General features: G+C 71.1%; 21 protein-coding genes and 1 pseudogene. 4 read left to right on the top strand and 18 right to left on the bottom strand.

Translation table 11 applies throughout. From position 1 onward, the window contains the following. Position 1 precedes the first annotated feature (1 nt). Positions 2–1,318: an FUSC family protein gene (locus tag NIE111_RS08185; protein WP_238683785.1), complete on the bottom strand. Its 1,317-nt coding sequence runs from the start codon at positions 1,316–1,318 to the stop codon at positions 2–4. A gap of 172 nt (positions 1,319–1,490) precedes the next feature. On the opposite strand from NIE111_RS08185, the gene NIE111_RS08190 reads away from it, so the two are divergent. Continuing rightward, positions 1,491–2,090 (top strand): hemerythrin domain-containing protein, encoded by a 600-nt coding sequence (locus tag NIE111_RS08190; RefSeq protein ID WP_238683786.1) that lies wholly within the window; start codon positions 1,491–1,493, stop codon positions 2,088–2,090. A 97-nt stretch (positions 2,091–2,187) separates the two neighbouring features. Here NIE111_RS08190 and NIE111_RS08195 read toward each other — a convergent pair whose 3' ends face one another. Next, positions 2,188–2,358 carry an antitoxin gene (locus NIE111_RS08195; RefSeq protein WP_231393380.1) on the bottom strand — a complete coding sequence of 57 codons (171 nt, stop codon included), beginning with the start codon at positions 2,356–2,358 and terminating at the stop codon, positions 2,188–2,190. Positions 2,359–2,571: 213 nt separating this feature from the next. Between NIE111_RS08195 and NIE111_RS08200 the strand changes: the two genes are divergently transcribed. After that, complete coding sequence (locus NIE111_RS08200; RefSeq protein ID WP_238683787.1) at positions 2,572–3,672, top strand: AI-2E family transporter; 1,101 nt, start codon at positions 2,572–2,574, stop codon at positions 3,670–3,672. Here NIE111_RS08200 and NIE111_RS08205 read toward each other — a convergent pair whose 3' ends face one another. Continuing rightward, positions 3,673–4,323 carry a dienelactone hydrolase family protein gene (locus NIE111_RS08205; protein ID WP_238683788.1) on the bottom strand — a complete coding sequence of 217 codons (651 nt, stop codon included), beginning with the start codon at positions 4,321–4,323 and terminating at the stop codon, positions 3,673–3,675. It abuts the gene before it with no gap. Positions 4,324–4,515: 192 nt separating this feature from the next. Here NIE111_RS08205 and NIE111_RS08210 point away from each other — a divergent pair, with 192 nt between their 5' ends. Then, the gene (locus tag NIE111_RS08210; RefSeq protein ID WP_091395197.1) at positions 4,516–4,710 is read left to right on the top strand and encodes a hypothetical protein; all 195 of its coding nucleotides are present in this window, start codon (positions 4,516–4,518) and stop codon (positions 4,708–4,710) included. Between the two features lie 103 nt (positions 4,711–4,813). On the opposite strand, the gene NIE111_RS08215 is transcribed toward NIE111_RS08210, so the two are convergent. The 10 genes and pseudogenes from NIE111_RS08215 to NIE111_RS08260 all read right to left on the bottom strand — a co-directional run bounded on the left by NIE111_RS08215 (position 4,814) and on the right by NIE111_RS08260 (position 18,389). Beyond that, positions 4,814–7,186 (bottom strand): glycoside hydrolase family 65 protein, encoded by a 2,373-nt coding sequence (locus NIE111_RS08215; protein WP_238683789.1) that lies wholly within the window; start codon positions 7,184–7,186, stop codon positions 4,814–4,816. Continuing rightward, a complete protein-coding gene (locus NIE111_RS08220) occupies positions 7,183–7,986 on the bottom strand; it encodes an HAD family hydrolase (protein ID WP_238683790.1) in 804 nt (267 codons plus the stop codon). The genes NIE111_RS08215 and NIE111_RS08220 overlap by 4 nt, the downstream gene beginning before the upstream one ends. 59 nt (positions 7,987–8,045) lie before the next feature. Beyond that, on the bottom strand, positions 8,046–8,510 hold the full coding sequence (locus tag NIE111_RS08225) for a DUF4442 domain-containing protein (protein ID WP_238683791.1): 465 nt from the start codon (positions 8,508–8,510) through the stop codon (positions 8,046–8,048). 61 nt (positions 8,511–8,571) lie between these two features. After that, complete coding sequence (locus NIE111_RS08230) at positions 8,572–9,570, bottom strand: hypothetical protein (protein WP_238683792.1); 999 nt, start codon at positions 9,568–9,570, stop codon at positions 8,572–8,574. A 93-nt stretch (positions 9,571–9,663) separates the two neighbouring features. Continuing rightward, positions 9,664–10,962 carry an ABC transporter ATP-binding protein gene (locus tag NIE111_RS08235; protein WP_238683793.1) on the bottom strand — a complete coding sequence of 433 codons (1,299 nt, stop codon included), beginning with the start codon at positions 10,960–10,962 and terminating at the stop codon, positions 9,664–9,666. Positions 10,963–11,088: 126 nt separating this feature from the next. Further along, positions 11,089–13,299, bottom strand: coding sequence for a bifunctional glycosyltransferase/CDP-glycerol:glycerophosphate glycerophosphotransferase (locus tag NIE111_RS08240; RefSeq protein ID WP_238683794.1), 2,211 nt, complete (start codon positions 13,297–13,299; stop codon positions 11,089–11,091). Positions 13,300–13,313: 14 nt separating this feature from the next. Further along, positions 13,314–15,374, bottom strand: coding sequence for a DUF5941 domain-containing protein (locus NIE111_RS08245; RefSeq protein ID WP_372488295.1), 2,061 nt, complete (start codon positions 15,372–15,374; stop codon positions 13,314–13,316). Next, positions 15,371–15,976 (bottom strand): annotated as a pseudogene (locus NIE111_RS08250) (ABC transporter ATP-binding protein); the annotation flags it as partial. The gene NIE111_RS08245 and the pseudogene NIE111_RS08250, both read right to left, overlap by 4 nt. 142 nt (positions 15,977–16,118) lie before the next feature. Further along, a complete protein-coding gene (locus NIE111_RS08255; protein WP_238683796.1) occupies positions 16,119–16,946 on the bottom strand; it encodes an ABC transporter permease in 828 nt (275 codons plus the stop codon). A gap of 72 nt (positions 16,947–17,018) precedes the next feature. Beyond that, positions 17,019–18,389, bottom strand: a complete 1,371-nt coding sequence (locus NIE111_RS08260) for an L-serine ammonia-lyase (RefSeq protein ID WP_238683797.1) — start codon at positions 18,387–18,389, stop codon at positions 17,019–17,021. Between the two features lie 374 nt (positions 18,390–18,763). Here NIE111_RS08260 and NIE111_RS08265 point away from each other — a divergent pair, with 374 nt between their 5' ends. Next, positions 18,764–18,973, top strand: coding sequence for a PspC domain-containing protein (locus NIE111_RS08265; protein WP_030486383.1), 210 nt, complete (start codon positions 18,764–18,766; stop codon positions 18,971–18,973). Positions 18,974–19,167: 194 nt separating this feature from the next. Here the strand turns inward: NIE111_RS08265 and NIE111_RS08270 are convergent, their stop codons facing one another. The 5 genes from NIE111_RS08270 to NIE111_RS08290 all read right to left on the bottom strand — a co-directional run bounded on the left by NIE111_RS08270 (position 19,168) and on the right by NIE111_RS08290 (position 23,354). Further along, the gene (locus tag NIE111_RS08270; protein WP_238683798.1) at positions 19,168–20,022 is read right to left on the bottom strand and encodes a DUF4230 domain-containing protein; all 855 of its coding nucleotides are present in this window, start codon (positions 20,020–20,022) and stop codon (positions 19,168–19,170) included. Positions 20,023–20,121: 99 nt separating this feature from the next. Beyond that, the gene (locus NIE111_RS08275) at positions 20,122–21,285 is read right to left on the bottom strand and encodes an acyl-CoA dehydrogenase family protein (RefSeq protein ID WP_238683799.1); all 1,164 of its coding nucleotides are present in this window, start codon (positions 21,283–21,285) and stop codon (positions 20,122–20,124) included. Between the two features lie 44 nt (positions 21,286–21,329). Next, positions 21,330–21,635: a type II toxin-antitoxin system VapB family antitoxin gene (locus tag NIE111_RS08280; protein ID WP_030329612.1), complete on the bottom strand. Its 306-nt coding sequence runs from the start codon at positions 21,633–21,635 to the stop codon at positions 21,330–21,332. Positions 21,636–21,822: 187 nt separating this feature from the next. Next, on the bottom strand, positions 21,823–22,425 hold the full coding sequence (locus NIE111_RS08285; protein WP_238683800.1) for a nitroreductase family protein: 603 nt from the start codon (positions 22,423–22,425) through the stop codon (positions 21,823–21,825). Further along, positions 22,425–23,354 (bottom strand): aldose 1-epimerase family protein, encoded by a 930-nt coding sequence (locus NIE111_RS08290; protein WP_238683801.1) that lies wholly within the window; start codon positions 23,352–23,354, stop codon positions 22,425–22,427. Before NIE111_RS08290 ends, NIE111_RS08285 begins: the two co-directional genes overlap by 1 nt. Between the last annotated feature and the right edge of the window lie 2 nt (positions 23,355–23,356).

Genomic DNA, 23,356 nt, shown 5'->3' on the forward strand with positions numbered 1-23,356 from the left:
TTCACCGGGCCGGCCTCTCCCGTGCGGGGAGGCCGGCCCGACCGTCGTTACGGGCCCGGGCGGCGAGGTGCGCGCGTCGACGGGCTCGGGCGGCTCGCGTCGGTCGGGCCCGGTGCAGTTGTCGGCGGACCGGCGGGTGGATCTCCGCCTCGCCGGCTCCGGCCGCCCGGCGCACGATCCGATTGGCGTCCTCGGGTTCGGAACCGGCGGCCCGGAGCAGGTCGCTGGCTGCGGTGCGCAGTCCGGTGACGAGGGATTCGCCGAACGACTTGACGCCGGTCGCGGATGCCCGCCCGGCCAATTCTGCACACTCCTCGATCAACCGGCGGGTCCGTCGAGGGTCGTCACCGACCCTGCACTCCACCCGCATCTCCGCCACCGCCTGACCCAATCGGGCCATCGCCTCCGGCAGCTCCGGCGGAATCGGTTCGTCGTACTGCAACGCGGTGGTCGACCAACGGGCCATGGCGCGGGTGTCCAGCAGCAGCCGTTCCAGGTGACCCGCGCTGCGGGCGTAGCGGTGGTACTGCTGTCGACGGTGCCAGCGCACGGGGGCGATCGTCACCACCTCCTCGGCGCCGCTGAGCGCATCGTGCAACCGGCCCAGGTCGTCGTCGGTGCCGCGGAGCCGCTCCAGGACACCCATGGTCCCGGCGCCGTCGCGCTCGCGCAGCGCACGCGCCAGCTCGGCGAGTTGCTCGCAGAGGATCGTGAAGATCGGTGCCGCGGCGCGGTCCAGCACCCGCATCGGGTTGATCGGCAACAGGAGCGCGACAACCACCAGGCCGACGGCACCACCGACCAGCGCGTCGAAGATCCGGGGCACCTCCAGGCCACGCTCCATCGGGGCCAGCGTGGCGATCAGCACGGCGGTACCGCCGGCCTGACCGACAAGCGGACCACCCTTTCCCGCGACCAGCAACGCGGCGGCGATGGCCAGCGCGACCACCACGCCGGTCTGCCACGGGCCCGAGCCGAGCAGGAATCGCAGCGTGTCACCGATGACGATGCCCAGGGCCACGCCGCCCAACAGTTCGAAGGTCCGGCGGGCCCGCTGCCCGATGGCGGTGGCGATCGTGCCGACGGCGGCGGCGGGGGCGAAGACGTGCGATCCGGGGCCGAGCAGATTCTTGGCGAGCAGGGCGGCGATGGCCGCGGCCAGCCCCGCCTGGATGGAGATCACCAGGGTGACCTCCCACTGCCGGGCCCGGATCCGGCCGGCCTGCCCGCCACGGTGCCGCACCCGCCGGACCGTCCGCTCGGCGGTCTCATCGAACCGCGACTGATCGCGGTCGGCGGGTGGGCGGTCGGCGGCCATGGCGGCGGTTACCCCGGCGGCGGCAGGGCAATCGTGGCGGCCGGGTCACCACCGCCACCGCCAGCACCACGGACACCGTCGGACGCATCGTCAACCATGGGTTCGCGCAGCCCGGTGGGGGTACCAGAGCCACACACCTCCCACCGATCCGCAACCGGTAAGGGGCCGTGACATGACCAATCCACCGACCACCGACGACCACGATGTCGTCGACATCCTGGTCTCCGATCATCGTGAGATCGAGGCAGTCCTCGTCGAGTTGGCGACCCGGCAGGGCACCCCCGAGCACCGCCGACGCCTCGCCGACGTGGTGATCGCCGAACTCGTCCGCCACTCGGTGGCCGAGGAGGCGTACGTGTATCCGGTCGCCCGAAAGGTGCTGCCCGACGGCAACGAGATCGCCGACCGGGAGATCGCGGAGCACGCCGACGCCGAGCGGACCATGAAGGAGTTGGAGTCCGTCGACGCGTCCGACGCCCGCTTCGACCAGCTGCTCGCCCACCTGACCAGCACCGTCCGACACCACGTGACGGAAGAGGAGAAGGAACTCTTTCCCCGGCTGCGCGCGGCGACGGCTCGGGAGGAACTCGTCGAGATCGCCGCCCAGGTGACGGCGATCAAGGAGATCGGGCCGACCCGGCCACATCCGGGGAGCCCGGAGCACCCACCGGCGAACAAACTGCTCGCACCCGGCCTCGGTCTCGTCGACCGGTTGCGCGACGCGTTGAGCGGCCGGCCCACCTCGATGGACGACCTACGCGACAAGCGCTGACCCGGCCATCATCCGGACCCGGCACTCCCGGGTCGCCGACGGCTCGGCGGCCCGGGAGGAGCGCGCAGGGTCAGCGGCCCGGGAGGAGCGCGCAGGGTCAGCGGACCTGGTCGCCCTCACCGGTGCGCGCCTGGGCCTGGTCCACGCCCTTGTCGATCTGATCGCCGTACTTGCCGCCGGTGCGCTTGTCGGCCATGTCGCCGGCCTTCTCCGCGCCCTGGTCGACCTGCTTGTCATGCTTGTCCGCGAAGTCCTTGGCCTTGTCCATGAAGTCACCCACGGTGTTCCTCCTCAGTCCGGTCCGTCCCCTTCGCGTTCCCTCGGCCGGACCACGCAAACGCCGCCGCTCCGGACGTGATTCGCGAACACCCGCCCACGTCATTCCGGCCGACGTACGATCCGCGCGGGCGACGGCCAGCGATTCGGGTGTCGGGGCACGGCCGACCGGGTACCGACCTCGTCGACATCGAGGAGGACCGACATGGCCGCAGAGGAACCCGGACCGACAGGCGGCCCCGGGCCGCGCCAGACCTGGGCGGCGCTGCCGTGGCTGGTCCGGACCGCTGTGTTGTGGAGCGCCTGCCTGGTGGTGATCGCCGCTGGGCTCTACCTGCTCGGCCGGATCGCCGTCCTGTTGGCGCCGCTGGCCATCGCGCTGGCCGCCACCATCTTCCTCACCGCGCTCCTCGACCCGGTCCTGCTGCTGCTGCGCCGGTTGCGCCTGCCGGCGGCGCTGGCCGCGCTCTGCACCGTACTGGTGCTGCTCGGCATCCTGGTCGGCGTCGGCGCCCTGGTGTGGAACCTGACCGCCAGCCAGTTCGATCAGCTCAGCCAGGAGTTGACGCAGGGGGTCGAACGCAGCCGCGACTTCGTGACGTCCACCCTGCCGGTCAGCGAGGCACAGCTGGACCGGCTGGTCGACCAGGCCCGGGAAGGGCTCAGCGGCAGCTCTCCGGACCCGGTGGCCGGCGCCCGGACCGCCACCGAGGTGTTCGGCTCCGCGCTGCTGGCTCTGGTGCTGCTCTTCTTCCTGCTCAAGGACGGCCGGTCGATGTGGCACTGGGTGCTGTCCCGGGTCTCCGGCCCGAACCAACCCGTGCTGGCCGAGGCCGGCCGGGCCGGTTGGCGGACGTTGGGCGCGTACAGCCGGGGCACCATGTTCATCGCCGCGATCGACGCGCTGGGCATCGGGCTGGCTCTCGTGGTGCTGCGGGTGCCACTCGCCCTGCCGCTTGCGTTGATCACGTTTCTCGGTGGGTTCGTGCCGATCATCGGGGCGACGGTGGCCGGTGCGGTGGCGGTGCTGGTGGCGCTGGCCGCGAACGGTCCCACCACAGCGCTACTCACCCTCGCGGCGGTGATCGCCGTGCAGCAGATCGAGGGCAACCTGCTGGAGCCGCTGGTGATGAAGCGGCAGGTCCGACTGCATCCGGCGGTGATCCTGGTGGCGGTCACCGCAGGCACGCTGATCGCGGGCATCGCCGGCGCCTTCGTCAGCGTTCCGATCACCGCCGTCCTCTGGCGCGTCATCGACACCGTCCAGCAGCGCCGCTCGACCTCGGCTCTCCTGCCCTCAGAATGATCACCGAGCGAGGTGCGTGGTGAACCAGGTGCCGGCCTGATCGGCGACCTGCTCAAGGGTGCCGGGCTCCTCGAAGAGATGGGTGGCGCCGGGGATCACCCGTAGCTCGCCGACCTGCCCCAACTCGGCCAGCGCCCGCTCGTTGAGCGTGATCACCTCTTCGTCCAGCCCGCCGACCAGGAGCAACGTGGGGGTACGCACCTGGGCCAGCGCGTTACCGGCCAGGTCCGGCCGACCACCCCGGCTGACCACCGCGGCCACCCGATCGGCGCGGGACGACGCCGCGACCAGGGCAGCGGCAGCACCTGTGCTGGCCCCGAACAGACCGATCGGCACATCGCCGGCGGGACGCTCGACGGCCAGCCAGTCGACGATCCCGGCCAGCCGACTGGCCAGCAGCCCGATGTCGAAGCGCAGTTCGGCTGTTCGCGCGTCCACCTCGTCCTCGGCAGGGGTGAGCAGGTCCGCCAGCACCGTGCCGAGTCCGCGGCCGTTCAACGTCCGGGCCACCGCCACATTGCGCGGGCTGTGCCGGGAACTGCCGCTGCCGTGCGCGAACAGCACCACGCCGACCGGCTGGGCGGGCAGCGTCAGGTCGGCGGGGAGTTGAGCGTCCCCGATCGGAATGGTCACGCTGCGCTGCTCGTCCATGCCCCCCACCTCCGCGTACTCGCCGGTGGTCCGGGTACCCCGCCCGCCGCCGGGCACGCACGCCGCGACGGCGTCACCCCGGGCCGTGGGCCCGCAGCCGTGCCGCGTTTGCCCGCTGGGGCGTCGGGTACGCGACGAGCGACCGCAGACCGTGTCGGCGCAGCCGCGCCCCGACGGATCGCGAGGATCGCCATGGCGAAGCAGCAGATTTCCCGGCAGCAGCAGCTGACCGAGCGAACCCAGCGTGAACAGGACGCCGAGCGCAACCAGGACGTCGGGGACCAGGATTTCGGGGACCAGGCCGCTTCGGCCCGGCTGCCCGACGACCCGAAGGCGGCGGCGCCTCGGGACGCGATCGGGCGTCCGTCGACCGGCGAGCCGGTCTGAGCAACCTAGGCCGGCGAGCGCCGGTCTGAGCGACCTGGGCCGGCGAACGCCGGTCTGACTCACAGCGCGGGCGGGCGGGGCGGGAAGACTCCCGTCCCGCCCGTCACTGTTCGCGTTCGGGCAGCCGCAGCAACGGAGACCGGCCCGGTGGCTGCTCGGGCGGCGGGCCGGACGGTTCGGCCGGTGGCACCGGCACGGTCACCGGCTCGTCGCAGGTCACCCGCAGCAACTGGTCGTGGTGGCGCAACTCCACCACGTCGTCCGGGCCGCCGTGGCGCAGCGAGTACGTCGTCTGGTGGGGCCGGACGTCCACCCGCAGCGCCAACCCCCGCCACTGGAGTGAGAACTCCAACCGGCTGAGTCGGCTGGAGAGCCGGGGGGCGAAGGACAGCTCGCCGTCGTGGTCCCGTAGACCGCCGAACCCGCTGACCAGGGCGAGCCACGCGCCGGCCAACGACGCCATGTGTACGCCGTCGCGGGTGTTCTCGTTGAGGTCGTGCAGGTCCATCAGCGCGGCCTCACGCAGGTAGGTGTGCGCGAGTTCGGGGTGGCCCACCTCGGCGGCGAGCACGGACTGGGTGCACGCCGACAACGACGAGTCTCGTACGGTGCGGCGCTCGTAGTAGAGGAAGTTGCGCACCTTCTCCTCGGGGGTGAAGGCGTCCCCCCGCCAGTGCATGGCGAGGACCAGGTCGGCCTGCTTCACCACCTGCTTGCGGTACAGCTCGAAGTACGGGTAGTGCAGCAGCAACGGGTACTTCTCCGCCGGTGTGTGCGTGAAGTCCCATTCCTGGAGCCGGGTGAAGCCCTCCACCTGCTGGTGGACCTCGAGCTCCTCGTCGTACGGGATGTGCATGGAGGTGGCGGCGTCCCGCCAGCTCGCGGCCTCCTCGTCGGTGACGCCGAGGTGGAACGCCTCGTCCCGGTAGCGCATGACCACGTCGGCGGCGGCGAGCAGGTTCCGCTGTGCCATCAGGTTGGTGTAGACGTTGTCGTTCTTCACGGCGGTGTACTCGTCCGGGCCGGTGACTCCATCGATGTGGAACTGCCCGTGCCGGTCGTGGTGGCCGATCGAGCGCCACAGCCGGGCGGTCTCCACCAGCAGCTCCAGCCCGATCTCCCGCTCCAACTGGGTGTCCCCGGTGACCATCACGTAGCGGCGCACGGCGTCGGCGATGTCGGCGGCGATGTGGAAGGCTGCCGTTCCGGCCGGCCAGTACCCGGATGACTCCGGGCCGCCGATGGTGCGCCAGGGGAAGGCCGCGCCTCGGAGGTTGAGCGTCTCGGCGCGTTCCCGCGCCGAATCCAGCGTGCTGTGTCGCCACTGCAACGCGCTGCGCACCGCGCTCGGCTGGGTGTACGTGAGCACCGGCAGGACGAACATCTCGGTGTCCCAGAAGGCGTGACCGTCGTAACCGGGGCCGGTCAGTCCCTTCGCCGAGATCGGCCGCTGCTCGGCTCGCGCGCCGGCCTGCAACACGTGGAAGAGCCCGAACCGGACCGCCTGCTGCACCTCCGGGTCGCCCTCGACCAGCACGTCGGAGGCATCCCAGAACGCGTCGAGGTAGTTGCGCTGCTCCCGGTGCAGCCCGTCCCATCCGTCGAGCCGGGCACCGGCCAGTGCCGCGCCGACCTGGTCGCGCAGCGCCGGCAGGGACCGGCGACTCGACCAGCTGTACGTCAGATACTTGATCACCCGCAGCTTCTCGCCGGGCTGGAGCACGCAGGCGATGGTGGTACGCACCCAGTCCTGGTAGCCCTCGGACTCGATGGTGGTGTGGTCCGGGCCGTGCACCTCGTGCTCCATGGCCGAGGCGACCCGCAGACCGGAGACCTTCGTGCGGTGGATCAGCTGGCCGCCGTCGGGGGTGGTCAGCTCCTCCTCGGCCTGCAGCGGCGACTCCAGCACCGCCGCGACCCGCGGGTCCTTGCTCTGCGCGGGCAGCGACTCGTTCGCCACCAACTCGGACTGCACGATCAGCCGCAACGGGCCGTCGACGGCCTCCACCTCGTAGCTGATGGCGGCCACGGACCGCTGGGTGAACGAGACGAGACGGGTGCTGCGGACCTTTACCTCCCGGCCGGCGGGCGAGCGCCAGTGCAGCTCCCGGTGCAGCGTGCCGGCCCGCAGGTCGAGTATCCGCTCGTGGGCGATCAGCTCGCCGTACCGCACGTCGAGTGGTTCGTCGTCTACCAGCAGCCGGATCAGTTTGCCGTTCGTGACGTTGACGATGGTCTGCCCGGACTCGGGGAAGCCGTAGCCCGCCTCCGCGTACGGCAACGGACGCAGTTCGTAGAACGAGTTGAGGTAGGTGCCGGGCAGGCCGTGCGGTTCGCCCTCGTCGAGGTTGCCCCGCAGGCCGACGTGCCCGTTGGAGAGCGCGAAGACCGACTCCGACTGGGCCAGCACGTCCATGTCCAGTCGGGTCTCCCGGACGTGCCACGGCTCTACCGGATAGGCGCGCTCCCGAATCATCCGGAGCCTCGTTCGGTGGCGATCGGGTCGGTCGCGGCGCGGTGCGGCGCCGGTGGGTCCTCGCGGTCGAGGAGGTCGGCGAGGTCCGTCACCACGATGTCGGCGCCGTGAGCGAGCAACTCGTCGGCCTGCCCGACCCGGTCGACGCCGACCACGTAGCCGAAGCCACCGGCGCGGCCGGCGGCCACCCCGGAGAGCGCGTCCTCGAAGACGGCGGCCCGCGTCGGGTCGACGCCGAGCAGCCTGGCCCCGGCGAGGAACGTGTCGGGGTGTGGTTTGCCGCGCAGCCCCTGCGCACGGGCGACCAGCCCGTCCACCCGAGCCTCCAGCAACGGCTCGAACCCGGCGACGGCCACCACCTCACCCCCGTTCGCGCTGGCGGTGACCACGGCTCGGCGGAGGCCCGCGGCGGTGGCCGCCTTCAGATACCGCACCGATCCCGGGTAGACCTCGACGCCGTCGGTACGCAGACGGTGCAGCAGCAGGACGTTCTTGCGGTTGCCCAGGCCGTTGACGGTCTCCGCCTCCGGCGGGTCGTCCGGGCCACCCTCGGGCAGCACGATGCCGCGGGAGGCGAGGAACGACCGGACGCCGTCGGCCCGGGGGCGGCCGTCGACATAGCGGTTGTAGTCCGGGCCCGAATCGAACGGTTGGAACGGTTCGCCGGAGACGGTGGAGCGCTGGCGGAGAAACTCGTCGAACGTCTGCGCCCAGGCGGCGTTGTGTACGCGGGCGGTCTGCGTCAGCACACCGTCCAGATCGAAGAGACAGGCGGTCACGTGAGCAGGTAGGCCCAGCACGGTTCGAATCTATCCACCCCGCTGGGCCCGCAAACCCGTTTCGGCCTCCCTGAGGCGTTTCAGTTCGGTCGCAGCGTCCAGATCACCGTCATCTCCGAGGTCGGCTTGCCGTCCTCGGTGGCGATCTGGACCGCGACGGGGAATTCCGGGCGCTGACCGGCGGCCAGCTCCTCGGCCACCTCGGCCACCGGCCGGCCGAGGCGCGCGGTGGCCAGCACCGGGCCCATGGCGAGCTTCCGGTAGGCGATCTCGGCCCGGACGGCCAACGGCACGGCCCGGTCGAGCAGCTGCCCGAAGGCGGCCAGCACCACCGCGCCGGAGGCCGTCTCGCCGAGGGTGAACATGGCGCCGGCGTGCGGGCCCCCGATGTGGTTGTGGGTGGCCGGCGAGTCGGGCAGCCGGACGACTGCCCGCACGCCGCCCTCCGCCTCGGGTGCCACCTCGACGAACTCGATACCGAGCGTACGAGCGAACGGCACCGCTTCCAGCATGCCGGCCGCCACCTGGCGGGAGTCGATAGTCATGGCCTGACGTTACTAACCGGTAACCAGGCCGGCAACCAGCGACTTCGCCGTCAGGGCACGGTCAGAGGTTGCCGATGATGCGCAGGATCTCCGCATAGAAGTTGCCGTCGATGCTGCGGAAGAAGGAGAAATCCTGCCCCGGGTCGCCAAAGAACGGGCGCAACGTCCACGCCAGCTGGGTGCCGACAAAACCGAAGAGCAGGATCCAGATGTAGAGCAGGGTCATGCTGGCCGGCCGCTGCGTCGGCTCACCGCGTCGGGCCGTACGGCCGTCCCACGGGCGTTGCGCCACGTAGCCGGGCGGCAGCATGCCGGGCGGGAACGAGGCACCCGCCGGCTGACCGGCCCACTGCGTCGGAACCTGGGCCGGAGCCGTCGCGGTGGTCACGGCACCGTTCGCTGTCGACTCGGCCACTGCGGCCCCGGCCGGCACGGCGACCGGCTCGGCGCTCTGACCGGCGGCCGGAGACGGCCCGGCGGGCACCGCGGCGGGCACGGCCTGGACCGGTGCCGGGGCGCTGGCCCGCTCGTCGACAGTGACCTTGGCGGCCTCGGGCGCGAGCAGCCCGTTGTCGTTGAGCACCTGCATCCCGCTGGTCAGGAAGCGCAACCCGACCAGCGCCGACAGGGTCAGGATCGACACGTTGAGCAGCTTGAAGAAACCGTAGTCGTTGGCCGTGATCAGGAAGAAGAGGCTGATCGGCGCGAACGCCACAGCGAGCATCGAGGTGACAGTGATCGCCACCATCACCAGCGCCAACGACTGCCGCACCGAGAGCCGGGCGCCGAAGACCAGGTTGAAGAGGTAGAGCGTGGGCAGGCAGATGACCAGGGTGACCAGGAACAGCAGCGGCAGCTTCAGCGCCGAGGTCAGCGCCATCAGCGGGCTGTGGAAGAAGCCCAGCACCGCCCCGTAGCAGGCCAACGCGATGGCGGAGCTGGTCAGCATCCGCCCGGTGAGGGCGTTGAGGTCACGCTCGGCCACGATCTGCTGCCAGATGCTCTCGCGATCCCGCAGGATGCGCTCGATGACGAGCGGGCTGGGACGGTCACCCGACACGGGTGCACCCCTCTCGGTGGTCTTTCACAGTGGACTGGTGGGCAGACGGTAGGGCACGGGGTGGCGGGCCCGCCACCCCGTCCGGGTACGTCGTCAGCGCCAACCCACGTCGATCCGGTCACCGCGCTCGTCGAAGAAGTGCAGCGCGTCCATCCGTACCGAGACGGCGAGCGGGTGACCGGCGCTGACCGCCGGGTACGGCGCCAGCCGCACCGCCAACTCCGCCGGGCGGCGGTGGTGCCGGCCCGGATCGGGGAGCACGCTGGTCTGGACGCCACTGGGCGGGGCCTCCTGCGCGTCCACCGGCTTGCCGGTGAGCCGCTGCATCACCGAGCCGAAGCGGCGCAGGCCGCGCTGGCCGACCGGCGGCGGTTCGAGGGGGGCACCCATCTCGTCGACAACGATCGCTGTCGCGCCGATGTCGAGGAACGCCAACGACTCGTGCCCGTGGTGCTCCAGGTAGCGGATCCGCCCACGCAGCACGTCGCCGGGGCTGTCCGGTGCGACCGGAGTGAGCGCCTCGGCCCGCATGCCGACCACGATCCGCTCACCGTGGTAGTGCGCCACCGCCCGACTGCGGATGTCGTTCCAGGGCAGGTAGAGCGACTGGTCACCGAGGTTGAGCGTGACGTACCGGTCGAGATGGACGTAGACCGACGCCTCCAGCAGGTTCATCCGTGGGCTGCCCAGGAACGCCGCCACGTAGAGAGTCGCCGGCCGGCCGTACACCTGGGTCGGTGTGCCCACGTCCTGGAGCACGCCACGGCGCATGATGGCCACCCGGTCGGCCATGGTGAGCGCCTCGGCCTGGTCGTGCGTGACGTAGACAGTGGTGACGCCCAGCTCGCGGGTCAGGCCGGAGATCTCCGCACGCAACTCGGCCCGCAGGCCGCTGTCCAGGTTGGACAACGGCTCGTCCATCAGGAACAGGCCGGGCCGGCGGACGATCGCGCGCCCCATCGCCACCCGCTGCCGCTGCCCGCCGGAGAGCTGACCTGGCTTGCGGGCCAGCACGTCACCGATGCCCAGCGCGCTCGCCACGTCGCTGACCCGTTCGCCCCGCGGCTCGGGCTCGACCCCGGCCAGCCGCAGCGGAAACGCGATGTTGTCGCCAACGCTCATGTGCGGGTAGAGGGCGAAGTCCTGGAAGACCATGGCGATCCTGCGGTCCCGTGGGGGCAGGTCGTTCGCCACCTCCCCGTCGAGCATGACCGCGCCGGTGGTCGGCTCCTCCAACCCGGCGATCATTCGCAGCACTGTCGACTTGCCGCACCCGGACGGCCCAAGCAGCACCATGAACTCGCCGTCGTTCACATCCAGGTTGATGCTGTCGACGGCCAGCGTGCCATCTCGGAAAACCTTGGTCACATCCTTGAGCGTGACGGTGCTCACCGTCTTCCCCCCCAGCGCGCGTCGACCGAACCCCACAAGACTGTGACCAGGATCATGGGTTTGTGACATCGGGTAAACGTCTCATGTTCGATCGATGACACTGCTATTACACGACAGAAGCCGCGATCAGCAGCGCGTGGACCGCTCGCCCGGCTCCCCGAGGAACACCTGCCGCACCACCCGCTCCGCCGCCCGGCCGTCGTCCAACGTGCAGAACCGGGCCCGGAAATGCTCGCGGGCCTTGGTCGCCGCGTCCGAGCGCACACCGTCGGTACGGAACAGGTCGAGCAGATCGGCGAAAGTGGAGGCCACCGCGCCCGGCGGTTCGGCGGTGACGTCGAAGTAGACACCCCGGGCCAGCCGGTACGCCTCCCAGTCCGGGGTGTAGAGCACTATCGGCCGGTCCAACACCGCATAGTCGAACATGGCCGACGAGTAGTCGGTGACCAGCACATCCGCCACCAGGTAGAGATCCTCCACCCGTTGATGGCCGCTGACGTCACGAACCCTCTCCCAGTCCCTCGGCTGGCCGGGACGTCGATCACGGTCGTGGAAGTAGTGGCTGCGCATCAGCAACCGGCCGGAGTCACCCAGCGCCTGGACGAACCGGTCCGGGTCGAACGGCGGCCGGTAGCCGGGCAGGTGCTCACGGTGCGTCGGGGCGTACAGGACGACCTGCTCGTCGGGGTCGAGGCCGAACGTCGCACGGAGTCGGCGCACCTCGTCCGGGCTGGCCGTGACCAGGCGGTCGTTGCGCGGGTACCCCACCTCCAGCGTGGTGTACGTGGCCGGGTACGCCCGGTCCCACATCTGGGTGGAGAAGCTGTTGGCGCTGACGCTGTAGTCCCAGCGGTCCACCCGGCGCAGCAGCCCGGCGAAGTCCATCCGGCCCGCGCCGATCGGGTAGCGCTGCTGATCCAGCCCCATCACCTTGACCGGCGTGCCGTGGTGGGTCTGCACGTGCACCTGTTCCGGCCGCTTACGGACGAAGTCCGGAAAGTTGACGTTGTTGACCAGCCACCGGGCGCGGGCGAGCACCCGGTAGTACGCCGGCGTGCCGGCCACCACGTACTCCACTCCGGCCGGCACGGTGTCCACCCGGTCCCGGCGGACCACCCACACCCCGCGCACCCCCGGCGCCAACCGGCGGGCGACCTCGTAGATGGCCGCCGGGTTGCAGGAGTAACCCCGGTACCAGTACGCCGCGTACACCGCGAGCGTCGGGTCGACCGGCCGCCGCAACTCAGCCCGGTAGTACTCGCGCAGCAGCCCGTCCCGGGTCAGCCGGGCACCGCGCCGGGCGACCGGGCCGACAGTGCGGCGCGCGGTGCGGGCCCGCCGGCGGGCGGCGTCGCGGGCCCGGCTGGCGGCCCGCAACGCGCTGAAGGTGCGCCACCGGCCGGAGGCGACCAGCTTGTGCTTGATCCCCTCGACCCCGTCCGGTACCGGGTAGCCGCCGGCCGGCAGCCAACGCTCGTAGTCGGCGGTGATCTGCGCGAAGAACGCCTCCCGCAGCTCCGGCGCGATCCGCTGACCGTTGCCGAGCACTGTCAGGTAGTGCCAGATCATCCGTTCGAAGACCGCCGGCCGCAGGGCCTCCGTCGCCGACCCCCACGAATCCATCAGGTGGAAGACGCGGTGCCACTGCGGGAAGACCTCGAAGTGCCGGTCACCCCGGGTCCGGGTGATCGCGCCGGCGCGGCGTTGGCGGTAGTTGACGCAGACCAGGTCCAGTACGCCGATCCGGTGCGCTGCCATCAGCACCGGGTAGCTGAACGAGACGTCCTCGTACCAGCCGGGCGCGAAGCGAAGCCCCAGGTCGGCGAGGAACTCCCGACGGACCAGCCTGTTCCACGCGGTGTGCAGCAGGTGCATCGCCTGCGGCCGGTCCCGCAGGCGGAAGGTGCCCGGGCCCGGCGACTCCGGAAACACCTCGGCCATCGCGCTGCGGGTGGCGGTGTCGTTCCAGTGGGTGCGCACGTGGTCGACCAGCAGGACGTCCGGGCGAGTGACCCGCAACCGTTCGGCGACCTCGGTCAGGCACTCCGGAGCCAGCCAGTCGTCGCCGTCGAGGAACCACACGTACTCGCCGACGGCCCGGTCCAGCCCGATGTTCCGGGCCGGACCGAGGCCGACGTTCTCCGACAGCCGGACCGAGTGCACCCGCTGGTCGCGGGCCGCGTACTCGTCGATGATGTCGCCGCTGGCGTCCGGCGAGCAGTCGTCGACGGCGATCACCTCGATGTCGGTCTCCGGCTGACCGAGGATGGAGTCCAGGCATTCCCGCAGGTATCCCTGCACCCGGAAGGCCGGCACCACGAAGCTGATCAGAGTCATCCGGCCGCCCTCCGTCAGCGCGGCGCGGCACCTCCAGCGCCCGCCGGCGCCACCGACGCCCGCGCGCTACGGGCCGGTCGCACGAACCAGGCCAGGACGACGCTCACCACGAAAACCACGAGAAGGTACGCACCGAGTGTAGCCAGTCCGATACCCGCAATACCGGCGATCGCCGCGAGGGCCAGCAGCACCGAGCGCCCCTCCCAGCCCAGCGTCGCCGCGTGCAGGGGCGGTGCCACCTGTCGCTTCTCCAGCCGGGCGGTCAGGTCGTAGTGGTGCACGGTGAGCACGAAGACGTACCCGAAGATCAGCCAGCCGGGCGCCTCGCCGACCACCCCGACCGCGATGGCGAACAGGTACTCGGCGGCCCGCAACGCGGCGGGCACCAGCCAGTCCAGCGGACCGTTGTGCGCCGCCCCGGCGCCCAGCCCTCCGACCAGCAACACCAGCAGCGCCACCGGCACCGCCCAACGCAGCCCTTCGGGCGCGTCGCTGAGCAGCGCCCCGACCAGCAGCACCGCCGGGCCGAGCGCGGCGATCACCGCCAGGGTCAGCGGCCCCATCGGGCGGACCACAGGCAACCAGCGGGCCAGCGGCCCGTCGTCGCGGTGCAGGGTGGCGTCGACAGTGTCCAGCACGGGCACCCACATCCAGCGGGCCCGCAGCGTCCGCAGCGCCCCGGTGTACGCGAACGCCAGCACCCCCCAGACCAGCACGGCGATCAGGCTGACCAGCGGGTTGAACAGCGCCACTGTCAGCGCGATCAACGCCCACCGCTCACCGATCGGGAAGACCACTGTCCGCTTCAGCCAGTACGACAGCGAGCCGGTGTCCGCCTGCACCCGGGTCGACGCCGCGTTGAGCCGGTCACCGATCCCGCCGCCGGCGTTCGTCGCCGTACGCGGCCGACGCGCCGCCTCGTCGTGCAGCACCCCGTACCAGGTGTCGGTCATGTGCCGGACGGTCTGCAACGTCATCGCGGCGATCGCGAGCGCCCACCCGTTGCCCAGCCCGGCGTGGCTCACCCCGAAGCCCAGCCCGGCGTAGACCAGGTACTCCTTGGCCCGGTCCGCCATCGTGTCCAACCAGCCACCCCAGGCGCTGAAGTGCCGGGTGTAGCGGGCCAGCTGGCCGTCGACGCAGTCCAGCACGAAACCCAGGTAGAGCAGCACCGCGCCACCGACCAGCGCGGGCCGCCCACCGACCCCGAACAGCACCGCCGCGCCCAACGCGAACAGCACCGAGATCACCGTCACCCCGGTCGGGGTGAGCCGGAGCCGGGCCGAGAGCCGGACCACGTACGGCGACCAGGTGCTGACGAAGTAGGTGGAGAAGAAGTCGTCCTTCTCCTTCACCGACAGCCGCAGCTCGGCCCGGTCCTCGTCGACAGCGGTCACCGCCGTCTCGGCAGCGGTCAGCCCGGCCTGGTCCTCGACCCGGTGGGCGACGAGCAGGCGTACCCGCTGGGCGAAGATCAGGGTGCCGAGCGCCGCGAGACCCGCGAAGATCCGGTCCACGGCGGACCCGGGGCCACCGGCCGCTACCGACCCTCCGGAGCCGGTTCCGCCGGTCGCCGGCAGCGGCGCCACGTCGCCGGCCGGGCCGATCGGGGCGGCGACGGGAAGCATCCCGGACGCGGCGGCACGGGCGGCGGCCGCGAGGTTCGGCAGGTCGTCCACGCCGACCCGCAGCGCGCCGCCGAACACGCCGGTGGCGGCCCCGTCGAGGGCGTCCAACGCGCCGGCGTCGACCACCTGGCCGCGCTCCTCGCGCACCGCGGTCCGACCGGGCACCGGCGGGTCGCCGAGGACCAGCGCGACAGTGGGGCCCACCGGGCTGGTGGCCAGGTGCCGCAGTACGGCGGTGTGCGCGACCAGGTCCGTGCCGGTGATCAGCACCGGGGCGGTCGCCCTGGTGACCAGGTCGGACAGCTCGTCGAGGTTGGCGGCGAAGCGCACCTCGTCCGCCCCGGCCAGGCGCAACTGGGCGGCCAGCCGGTCGGCCAGCGGCTCACCGGTCGCCGTGGTCAGGCCCGCCGCGGGTGTCCCGGCGGCGAGCACGATCGCGAGCGTCACCGCGGAACCGCGGCGTGGTACGCGTCGAGCGCCTCGGCGATGGTGCCGTCGAGCGTCAACCGGCCCGCGTCGAGGTACAACCCCCGACGGCAGAACCGGGTCAGGTCCTTTTCGTTGTGTGACACCAGCACCAGCGTGCGCCCCTCCCCGAGCAGACGATCAATAGTCGCGTAACACTTCTTGCGGAACTCCGCGTCCCCGACCGCGGTCACCTCGTCCATCAGCAGGATCGGGTGCGGCAGGTGCGAGATGATCGCGAAGCCCAGCCGCACCTTCATCCCCGACGAGTAGTGCCGCACCGACGTGTCGATGGCCCGTTCCACCTGCTCACCGGCGAACTCGACGATCTCGTCGAAGTGCCGCTTCAGGTAGCTCGTCGACAGTCCGTGCAGCCCACCGACCAGGTGCAGGTTCTCCCGCCCGGTCAGGTCGTTGGAGAAACCGGCGGACAACTCCAGCAACGGCGCCACCGCGCCGTGCACCCGGATGCCGCCCTCGTCGGGGATGAGCACCCCGGCGATCAGCCGCAGCAGTGTGCTCTTGCCCGTGCCGTTGCGCCCGATCACGCCGACCGTCTCGCCGGGCTCGATGGTGAACGACACGTCCCGCAACGGCCAGAACTGGCCGGGCAACGCGCCACGGGCGCCCCGGTGGATGAACAACTCCCGTAGCCGTAGCTGGCGGCGACGGTTGCGGACGAACCGAATGCCCAGGCCGTCGGCCTCGATGATCGGCGCGGCCACCTCAGAGCTCCTTGAGCACGGCGGGCTCCAACCGGCGGAACGACCACCAACCGGCGGCCAGCACCAGCACGCTGCCGACGATCGTGGTGGTGAGCAGCCGAGCGTCCGGAAACTCGTCCGGATACCAGATCGCGTGGTGCAGCTGGAAGATCCCGACCAGCGGGTTCAGCTCGTACACCACCTTCAACCAGCCGGGCAGCCCCGACTCCCGAACCAGGCTGAGCGGATAGATGATCGGCGTGGCGTAGAACAGCACCCGGATGATCAGCCGCATCAGCCGTTCCACGTCGCGCATCAGCACGTTCCACGCGGACAGCAGCAGGGCGAGCCCGGTCAACAGGACGGCCTGGACGGCCACCGCCAGCGGCAGGGAGAGCAGCGACCAACCGGTGTGGATCCGACCGTGCACCGCGTAGATCACCGCGATGGCGATCAGGATCGGCAGACCGGCCGCGTACTCGGCGAACCGGCCGGTGACCCGGCCGATCGGAAAGACCTGGCGCGGCACGTTCATCGTGGTGATCAGCCGCGACTGGCCGGTCAGCGCGTTCGTCGCCTCGCTCAGCGCCGAGCTGGTCCACATCCAGGCGAAGATGCCGGTGATCAGGAACAACGGGTACGACGCGGCCGCCTCACCGAGGTGCCGACCGGTGTCGGAGGAGTAGAGCACCCCGAAGACGAACCAGTAGATGGCGCCCATGCCGAGCGGCTCGATCAACGACCAGAAGTAACCCAGCACCGACTGCTGGTACTTGACCGCGAGATCCCGCCTGACCAGGATGCGCAGCGAGTTGCGGTGCGACCACAACGCCGCGACGCCAGAGGTCACCGCGAGCCTCCCGCCTCCTGAAACGGACGACAGGTTAGCAGTCGGTGAACGATTGCCCCGAATCGACCGGACTCAGCACTCGATCACGTTGACGGCCAAACCGCCACGCGCCGTCTCCTTGTACTTGACCTTCATGTCGGCGCCCGTCTCCCGCATGGTCTTGATGACCTTGTCCAGCGACACCTTGTGCACCCCGTCGCCGCGCAGCGCCAGCCGGGCGGCCGTGATCGCCTTGATGCTAGCCACCGCGTTCCGCTCGATGCAGGGGATCTGCACCAGGCCACCCACCGGGTCACAGGTCAACCCGAGGTTGTGCTCCATCCCGATCTCGGCCGCGTTCTCCACCTGCTCAGGCGTGCCACCGAGCGCCTCGGCCAGCCCCGCCGCCGCCATCGAGCACGCCGAACCGACCTCACCCTGGCAGCCCACCTCGGCGCCCGAGATCGACGCGTTCTCCTTGAACAACACACCGATCGCCCCCGCCGTCAGCAGGAACCGCACCACACCCTCGTCATCGGCGTCCGGCACGAACCGGGTGTAGTAGTGCAGCACCGCCGGAATGATCCCGGCCGCGCCGTTGGTCGGCGCGGTGACCACCCGGCCGCCCGCGGCGTTCTCCTCGTTGACAGCGAGCGCGAACAGGGTCACCCAGTCCATCACGTGCAGCGGGTCGGCCGACCCGGCCTCCGCCTCCAGACCGCGCCGCAGCTCCGCCGCGCGCCGCCGAACCTTCAACCCCCCAGGGAGTACGCCGTCCCGCTCGCAGCCGCGCTGCACGCACTCCTGCATCACCCGCCAGATCTCCAGCAGACCGGCCCGGATGTCCGCCTCGCTGCGCCAGGAGCGCTCGTTGGCCAGCATCACCTCGCTGATCGACAGCCCGGTGCGGGTGGTGACGTCGAGGAGTTGCGCCCCGGTCAGGAAGGGGTACCGCACCGCTGTGCTGTCCGGCTTGATCCGGTCCGCCCCGGCCGCCGCCTCGTCCACCACGAACCCGCCACCGACGGAGTAGTAGGTGCGGCTGCGCAGCACGGCGCCGGACCGGTCGTACGCCACGAAGGTCATCCCGTTCGGGTGGTACGGCAACGACCGGCGGCGGTGCAGCGTCAGGTCCCGATCCGGGTCAAAGTCGATCTCGTGCGCGTCGAGGATGTTGATCCGCCGCTCGGCCCGGATCCGCTCAACCCGAGGCCCGACGGTGTCCGTGTCGACAGTCTCCGGCGACTCGCCGGCCAGCCCGAGCAGCACCGCCGGACCGCTGCCGTGGCCGTGCCCGGTGGCACCCAGTGAGCCGAACAGCTCGGCCTGCACCCGCGCCGTGTCGCTGAGCAGCCCGTCGGCCTTCAGCCCGCCGACGAACGTCCGCGCGGCCCGCATCGGCCCCACAGTGTGTGAGCTGGACGGCCCGATACCGACGCTGAAGAGGTCGAAAACACTGATCATGGCTGCGCTTCCTCGCCGTCGTCCCGGCGTACGGGACCCGGCCGGGTCGTGACCGCCGATCTGGCGGCCCCGCTCGTGACCGTCCGGGGTATGGGGTGCCGGCCCTCCGGGGTGTGGAAGGCCGATCAGCCAGCCTACCCGCCCAGCTCACCGGCCACCCGGTCCGGGACGTGAACACCCGATCACCGTCTCCCGCCCGGCGCCGCCCCGCGGTGGGCGGGGCGCTGCGGGGAGGCGTCAGCGGGGGGCTGCCCGGGTAAAGCACCTACGGGTCCACTGGTTGCCGCTCCTCCTCGGGACCGAGGGCGAGGTGGCCATCCCTTTCTACCGTGGATTGCAGACGCGGCGCACCGCCGCAGAGTGGGAGTACGACGATGAGTCGCAAACTGGTCCGGCCCCGCGAGGGGCGCATGATCGCCGGTGTCTGCGCCGGCCTCGGACGGCGGTTCGGCATGTCGGCCGGAATGGTCCGGCTGCTGTTCCTGCTGTCGCTGCTGCTGCCCGGCACGCAGGTGATCGTCTACCTGATCCTGTGGGTGCTGATGCCGAACGAGGACCGCTACCTCGCCTCCACCGGCCACTGACCCGCCCGCCGCACCTGACGTAAGCGCAGAACTTGGACGGTTTCCGTCAGCAGGGCGGGAACTGTCCAAGATTGCTCGTGTCGCGACGGCCCTGGCATCTCAGGTCCGGCAGCGGATCGGGGCCGCAGGCCCCCACACGGAAGCGCCCGCTCCGACGGAAGTCGGTGCGGGCGCTTCGGCGTACGGGACGCAGGTCAGGGGGCTATGTAGGTGACAGTGATCTGCTGGTAGCCGAGGGAGCGGAGCAGCCCCTCCAGCATCTTGCGGGTGTTCTCCTCGGCTCGGGCCGAGAGCCCGCTGTCCCGGGCGGCGGCGGTGATCCGCTCCTCGGCGAGCTGGTAGACCTGCTGCTGCCGGTTGGGGTCGTTGCCGACCAGGTCACCGAGTCGGTTGAGCAGACCGCGCTGCTCGGCGAAGACGTAGCTCTTCTCCATGTCGAGGTTTGTCTCACCGAGCTGCGGCGCGGGCAGCTTGATCTCGACGGACTTGCCGTCGGCGGACTGGACGACGGCACCCTCACCGATCTTGGTGAAGTCGACGTACGCCTCGATGCTGCCGGCCCCGACGAACAGGGTGCGCTCGTTGAGCAGGAAGTCCGGAACGTTGCGCCGGTCGTTCTGCGTGTCGACCACCACCTGGAAGTTGCCTTCCGCCGCCACGTAGCGGCTGAGGTCCTGGATCGACTTCAGCAGCGGTGGCTGACTGCGGTCGGTCTGCTCCTTGGCGAACGGGTTGCGGAACTCCGGCAGGATCCCGGTCGCCTGAATGCCGAGCAGCGCGACAACGGCCAGCGCGGCGGCGCCGAGCAGCAGGAGCAGGCCTCGGGCCGCCCCACCGCCACCGCCACCGACGGGGCCATCGCCACCGCTCGTGGGACCACCGGGACCTCCAGGCCCACCGGGGCCAGCGGGACCGGCCGGCTCGCCGGGACCACCCGGCGCATCAGCGGTCCACTCGGGTGTCGCGGTCGACCGCGCCTTGAGATCGTCACCGGTCGGGTAACCGGGGAACTCTCTCGTGGGCTCGTTGCTGCCAGCGTCGCGGGCCATCACGCTCACCGTCCTCGTCAGACAAGTCGTCTGTCAATGACGGTACGGCCCCGATACGACAGTCGCGCGGCGAGCGCCAGGAAGCGACAAAAGGGCAGGTCAGGCGAACGCGGAGAGCCCGGTGAGCCGCTGCCCGATGACCAGTTGGTGGATCTCGGAGGTGCCCTCGTAGGTCAGCACGCTCTCCAGGTTGTTGGCGTGCCGCATCACCGGGTACTCACCGGAGACGCCGTTGGCACCGAGGATCGTGCGGCACTGCCGGGCGATGGCCAGCGCCTCCCGCACGTTGTTCAGCTTGCCCACGCTGACCTGCTCGGGCCGCAGCCGCCGGGCGTCGGCGAGCCGGCCCAGGTGCAGCGCGAGCAGTTGCCCCTTCACCAACTCGACGGCCATGTCGGCGAGCTTGGCCTGGGTGAGCTGAAAGCCGGCCAGGGGGCGACCGAACTGGGTGCGGGTGCCCGCGTACGCCAGTGTGGTTTCCAGGCAGTCGCGGGCCGCGCCGACCGCGCCCCAGACGATGCCGTAGCGGGCCTCGGTGAGGCAGCTCAGCGGCGCCTTCAGCCCGACCGCCTCGGGCAGTTGGGCGTCGGCCGGGAGCCGGACGTCGTCGAGCACGATCTCGCCGGTCACCGACGCGCGCAGCGACATCTTGCGGCGGATCTCCCGGGCCGTGACGCCGGGGGTGTCCATGGGTACGGCGAAACCCCGTACGCCCTCGTCGGTGCGCGCCCAGATCACCGCGACGTCCGCGATCGGGGCGTTGGTGATCCACATCTTCCCGCCGGTGAGCACCCAGTCGTCGCCGTCGCGGCGGGCCCGGGTGGCCATCGAGGCGGGGTCGGAGCCGTGATCCGGCTCGGTCAGACCGAAGCAGCCGATCGCCTCACCGGTGGCCATCGACGGCAGCCACCGTTGCTTCTGCTCCTCGCTGCCGTAGCGCCAGATGGCGTACATGGCGAGCGATCCCTGCACCGAGACCAGGGAGCGGAGGCCGGAGTCGCCGGCTTCCAACTCCTGGCAGGCCAGCCCGTAGGCGACAGCGGAGGCGCCGGCGCAGCCGTAGCCGGTCAGGTGCATGCCGAGCAGGCCGAGCTTGCCGAACTCGCGGGCCAACTCCCGGGCGGGCACCGTGCCGTCCTCGTACCAGTCGGCGACGTGGGGTCGCACCCGGTCGTCGACGAGTTGGCGGACGACGTCGCGGATCTGCCGCTCCTCCTCGCTGAGCGACGGGTCCAGGTCGAGCAGGTCCAGCGCAGCGGTCATGGACGCCACCCTAACGAAGGTTCAGCTCGGGAAAGAAGGGCTCGTCACTCGATCGGCTCGGAGAGCACCAGCACCCGCGCGTGGATCTGGTTGCGCTGCTGGAGGGCTGCGCGCAGCGCCCGGTGCAGCCCGTCCTCCAGGTAGAGCCCGCCGTTCCACTGCACGACGTGCGGAAAGAGGTCACCGTAGAAGGTGGAATCCTCGGCGAGGAGCTTGTCCAGCGCCAACTCACGCTTGGTGGTGATCATCTGATCCAGGCGCAGTGGCCTCGGCGGGATCTCCGCCCACTGCTTGAGCGTCAGATTGTGCTCCGGATAGGGACGCCCGTCCCGGACCGCTCTGAAGATCACGACGGCACGCTCCCCTCCCCGTGGCCGGGCCGACCGACGGCGCCGAGCCGGGCCGCGGCGGGCACCGCGCGGCGCGGCACCGATGACCGTGCCAGCCTAGCGGCCCAGCGCACGCTACGTTCTGCTCCCTGATGTCAGTTTCGCTATCGCTCGTCCGATCCTCAACCGGACGAACGGGACGTCCGCGTCAGTTCCACCGGCCTCGTCGCACGACCTCGTCCATCGGACGGCGTCCACGGCGCAACGATGGTGACCGATGGTCAGCCGCGCGGTAACCGATTGTGACGGCTCCGATGGGTTGGTACTCCACCGGCACGCCGAACGCGTCCCGGTAGGCGGCGAGCCGCTGCGGCGGAATCCCGAAGAAGCACGCCCCGAGCCCCTCGTCCACAGCGGTGAGCAGCATCAGCAACGCCGCGAATCCGGCGTCCACGTGCCAGTACGGCACCGGCCAGCGGTCCGTGGACTGATCCGTCCAGCCCTTGTCCGGCTCCGCGTACCGCCGCAGGTAGGCCGACTCGTTGGCGTGCGGCACCACGATCAGGGGTGCCCGGCGCATGCCCGCGAGCCAGCGCTCCCGCCCACCGCCATCGGGGGTGGTGGCGGCCCAGAACCGATCCCGATCGGCCAGCTCCTCCAACACCAGGAAACCCCAGCCCTGGGCGAAGCCGGCCGACGGCGCGCGGACCGCGTGGTCGAGCAACCGGTCCACCACGTCGGGCGGGACCGGGCGGTCCGGGTCGTAGTTGCGCACCATCCGCCGTCGGCGGACGACCTCGGCGAACTCCATCAGGCGCCGGGGCGGATGCCCCAGGCACCTCGCCAGGTCGTGCCGGGCTTGAGGGTGAGCAGGTCCTTGCCCGACCGGAACGCGTCCGGCGGGCAGGTCATCGGCTCGACCGCCACCGAGCGGCGGTGCCGCTCGCCGGTGAGGGCGTCCCCGGTGAACACCTGCCACCAGCCGAACTCGGCGTCCGCCCAGATGCTCACAGCGGCCGAACCGTCCGGCGCGGCGAGGCTCACCGACGAACCGCCGTCGGCGTCGGAGATCACCTCGCCGAAGCAGGAGTCCAGCACGGCCGCACCGATGCGGCGGGGGCTGGTCCAGTCGTACTCGGTGCCGGCCACCGGGGTCACCCCCACCGGCAGAAGCCGACCGTCCACCAGCACCCGGCTCCGGGTGGGCAGCCGCAGCACCAGGTCGTCCACAGCGACGCCCGGCAGTTGCAGGTACGGGTGCACGGAGAAGCCGAACGGGGCCAACTCCCCGCCGATGTTCGTCACCTCGTGCTCGGCGCGCAGCCCGTCCGCGTCGACGCTCCACCGGCTCCGCAGCCGCAGCGGCCACGGGTAGCCGGGCTGCGGCGGCAGGTCGTAGCCGACCGTCACGGCGTCCGCCGACTGCTCCAGCAACTGCCACGGCACCCAGTTGACCAACCCGTGGATGGCAACGTGCCGCTCCGGCTCGGTCAGCGAAAGCTGGTGCGTCCGCCCGTCGAACGAGTAGCGACCGTCGCGGATCCGGTTCGGCCAGGGTGCCAGCACCTGCCCTGTGCAACCGGGGCAGACCTCGTCGGTCTGGTACCCGTCGAGCAGGTCGACACCGTCGTGCCGGTACGTCCGGAGCCCACCGCCGACCTCCACGATGACGGCCTCGTGGCCGGCGGCGGAGATGGTCCACTGGGCGCCGGAGAACGGGCGCGGATCGGGGCTTTCCATGC

This window comes from Micromonospora hortensis, assembly GCF_022230935.1.
Lineage (GTDB): Bacteria > Actinomycetota > Actinomycetes > Mycobacteriales > Micromonosporaceae > Micromonospora > Micromonospora hortensis.

Excerpts from the sequence above, each read along its gene's own strand:
- NIE111_RS08185 (WP_238683785.1), bottom strand. The coding sequence starts at position 1,318 with ATGGCCGCCGACCGCCCACCCGCCGACCGCGATCAGTCGCGGTTCGAT.
- NIE111_RS08190 (WP_238683786.1), top strand. The coding sequence starts at position 1,491 with ATGACCAATCCACCGACCACCGACGACCACGATGTCGTCGACATCCTG.
- NIE111_RS08195 (WP_231393380.1), bottom strand. The coding sequence starts at position 2,358 with ATGGACAAGGCCAAGGACTTCGCGGACAAGCATGACAAGCAGGTCGAC.
- NIE111_RS08200 (WP_238683787.1), top strand. The coding sequence starts at position 2,572 with ATGGCCGCAGAGGAACCCGGACCGACAGGCGGCCCCGGGCCGCGCCAG.
- NIE111_RS08205 (WP_238683788.1), bottom strand. The coding sequence starts at position 4,323 with ATGGACGAGCAGCGCAGCGTGACCATTCCGATCGGGGACGCTCAACTC.
- NIE111_RS08210 (WP_091395197.1), top strand. The coding sequence starts at position 4,516 with ATGGCGAAGCAGCAGATTTCCCGGCAGCAGCAGCTGACCGAGCGAACC.
- NIE111_RS08215 (WP_238683789.1), bottom strand. The coding sequence starts at position 7,186 with ATGATTCGGGAGCGCGCCTATCCGGTAGAGCCGTGGCACGTCCGGGAG.
- NIE111_RS08225 (WP_238683791.1), bottom strand. The coding sequence starts at position 8,510 with ATGACTATCGACTCCCGCCAGGTGGCGGCCGGCATGCTGGAAGCGGTG.
- NIE111_RS08240 (WP_238683794.1), bottom strand. The coding sequence starts at position 13,299 with ATGACTCTGATCAGCTTCGTGGTGCCGGCCTTCCGGGTGCAGGGATAC.
- NIE111_RS08260 (WP_238683797.1), bottom strand. The coding sequence starts at position 18,389 with ATGATCAGTGTTTTCGACCTCTTCAGCGTCGGTATCGGGCCGTCCAGC.
- NIE111_RS08265 (WP_030486383.1), top strand. The coding sequence starts at position 18,764 with ATGAGTCGCAAACTGGTCCGGCCCCGCGAGGGGCGCATGATCGCCGGT.
- NIE111_RS08270 (WP_238683798.1), bottom strand. The coding sequence starts at position 20,022 with ATGGCCCGCGACGCTGGCAGCAACGAGCCCACGAGAGAGTTCCCCGGT.
- NIE111_RS08275 (WP_238683799.1), bottom strand. The coding sequence starts at position 21,285 with ATGACCGCTGCGCTGGACCTGCTCGACCTGGACCCGTCGCTCAGCGAG.
- NIE111_RS08285 (WP_238683800.1), bottom strand. The coding sequence starts at position 22,425 with ATGGAGTTCGCCGAGGTCGTCCGCCGACGGCGGATGGTGCGCAACTAC.
- NIE111_RS08290 (WP_238683801.1), bottom strand. The coding sequence starts at position 23,354 with ATGGAAAGCCCCGATCCGCGCCCGTTCTCCGGCGCCCAGTGGACCATC.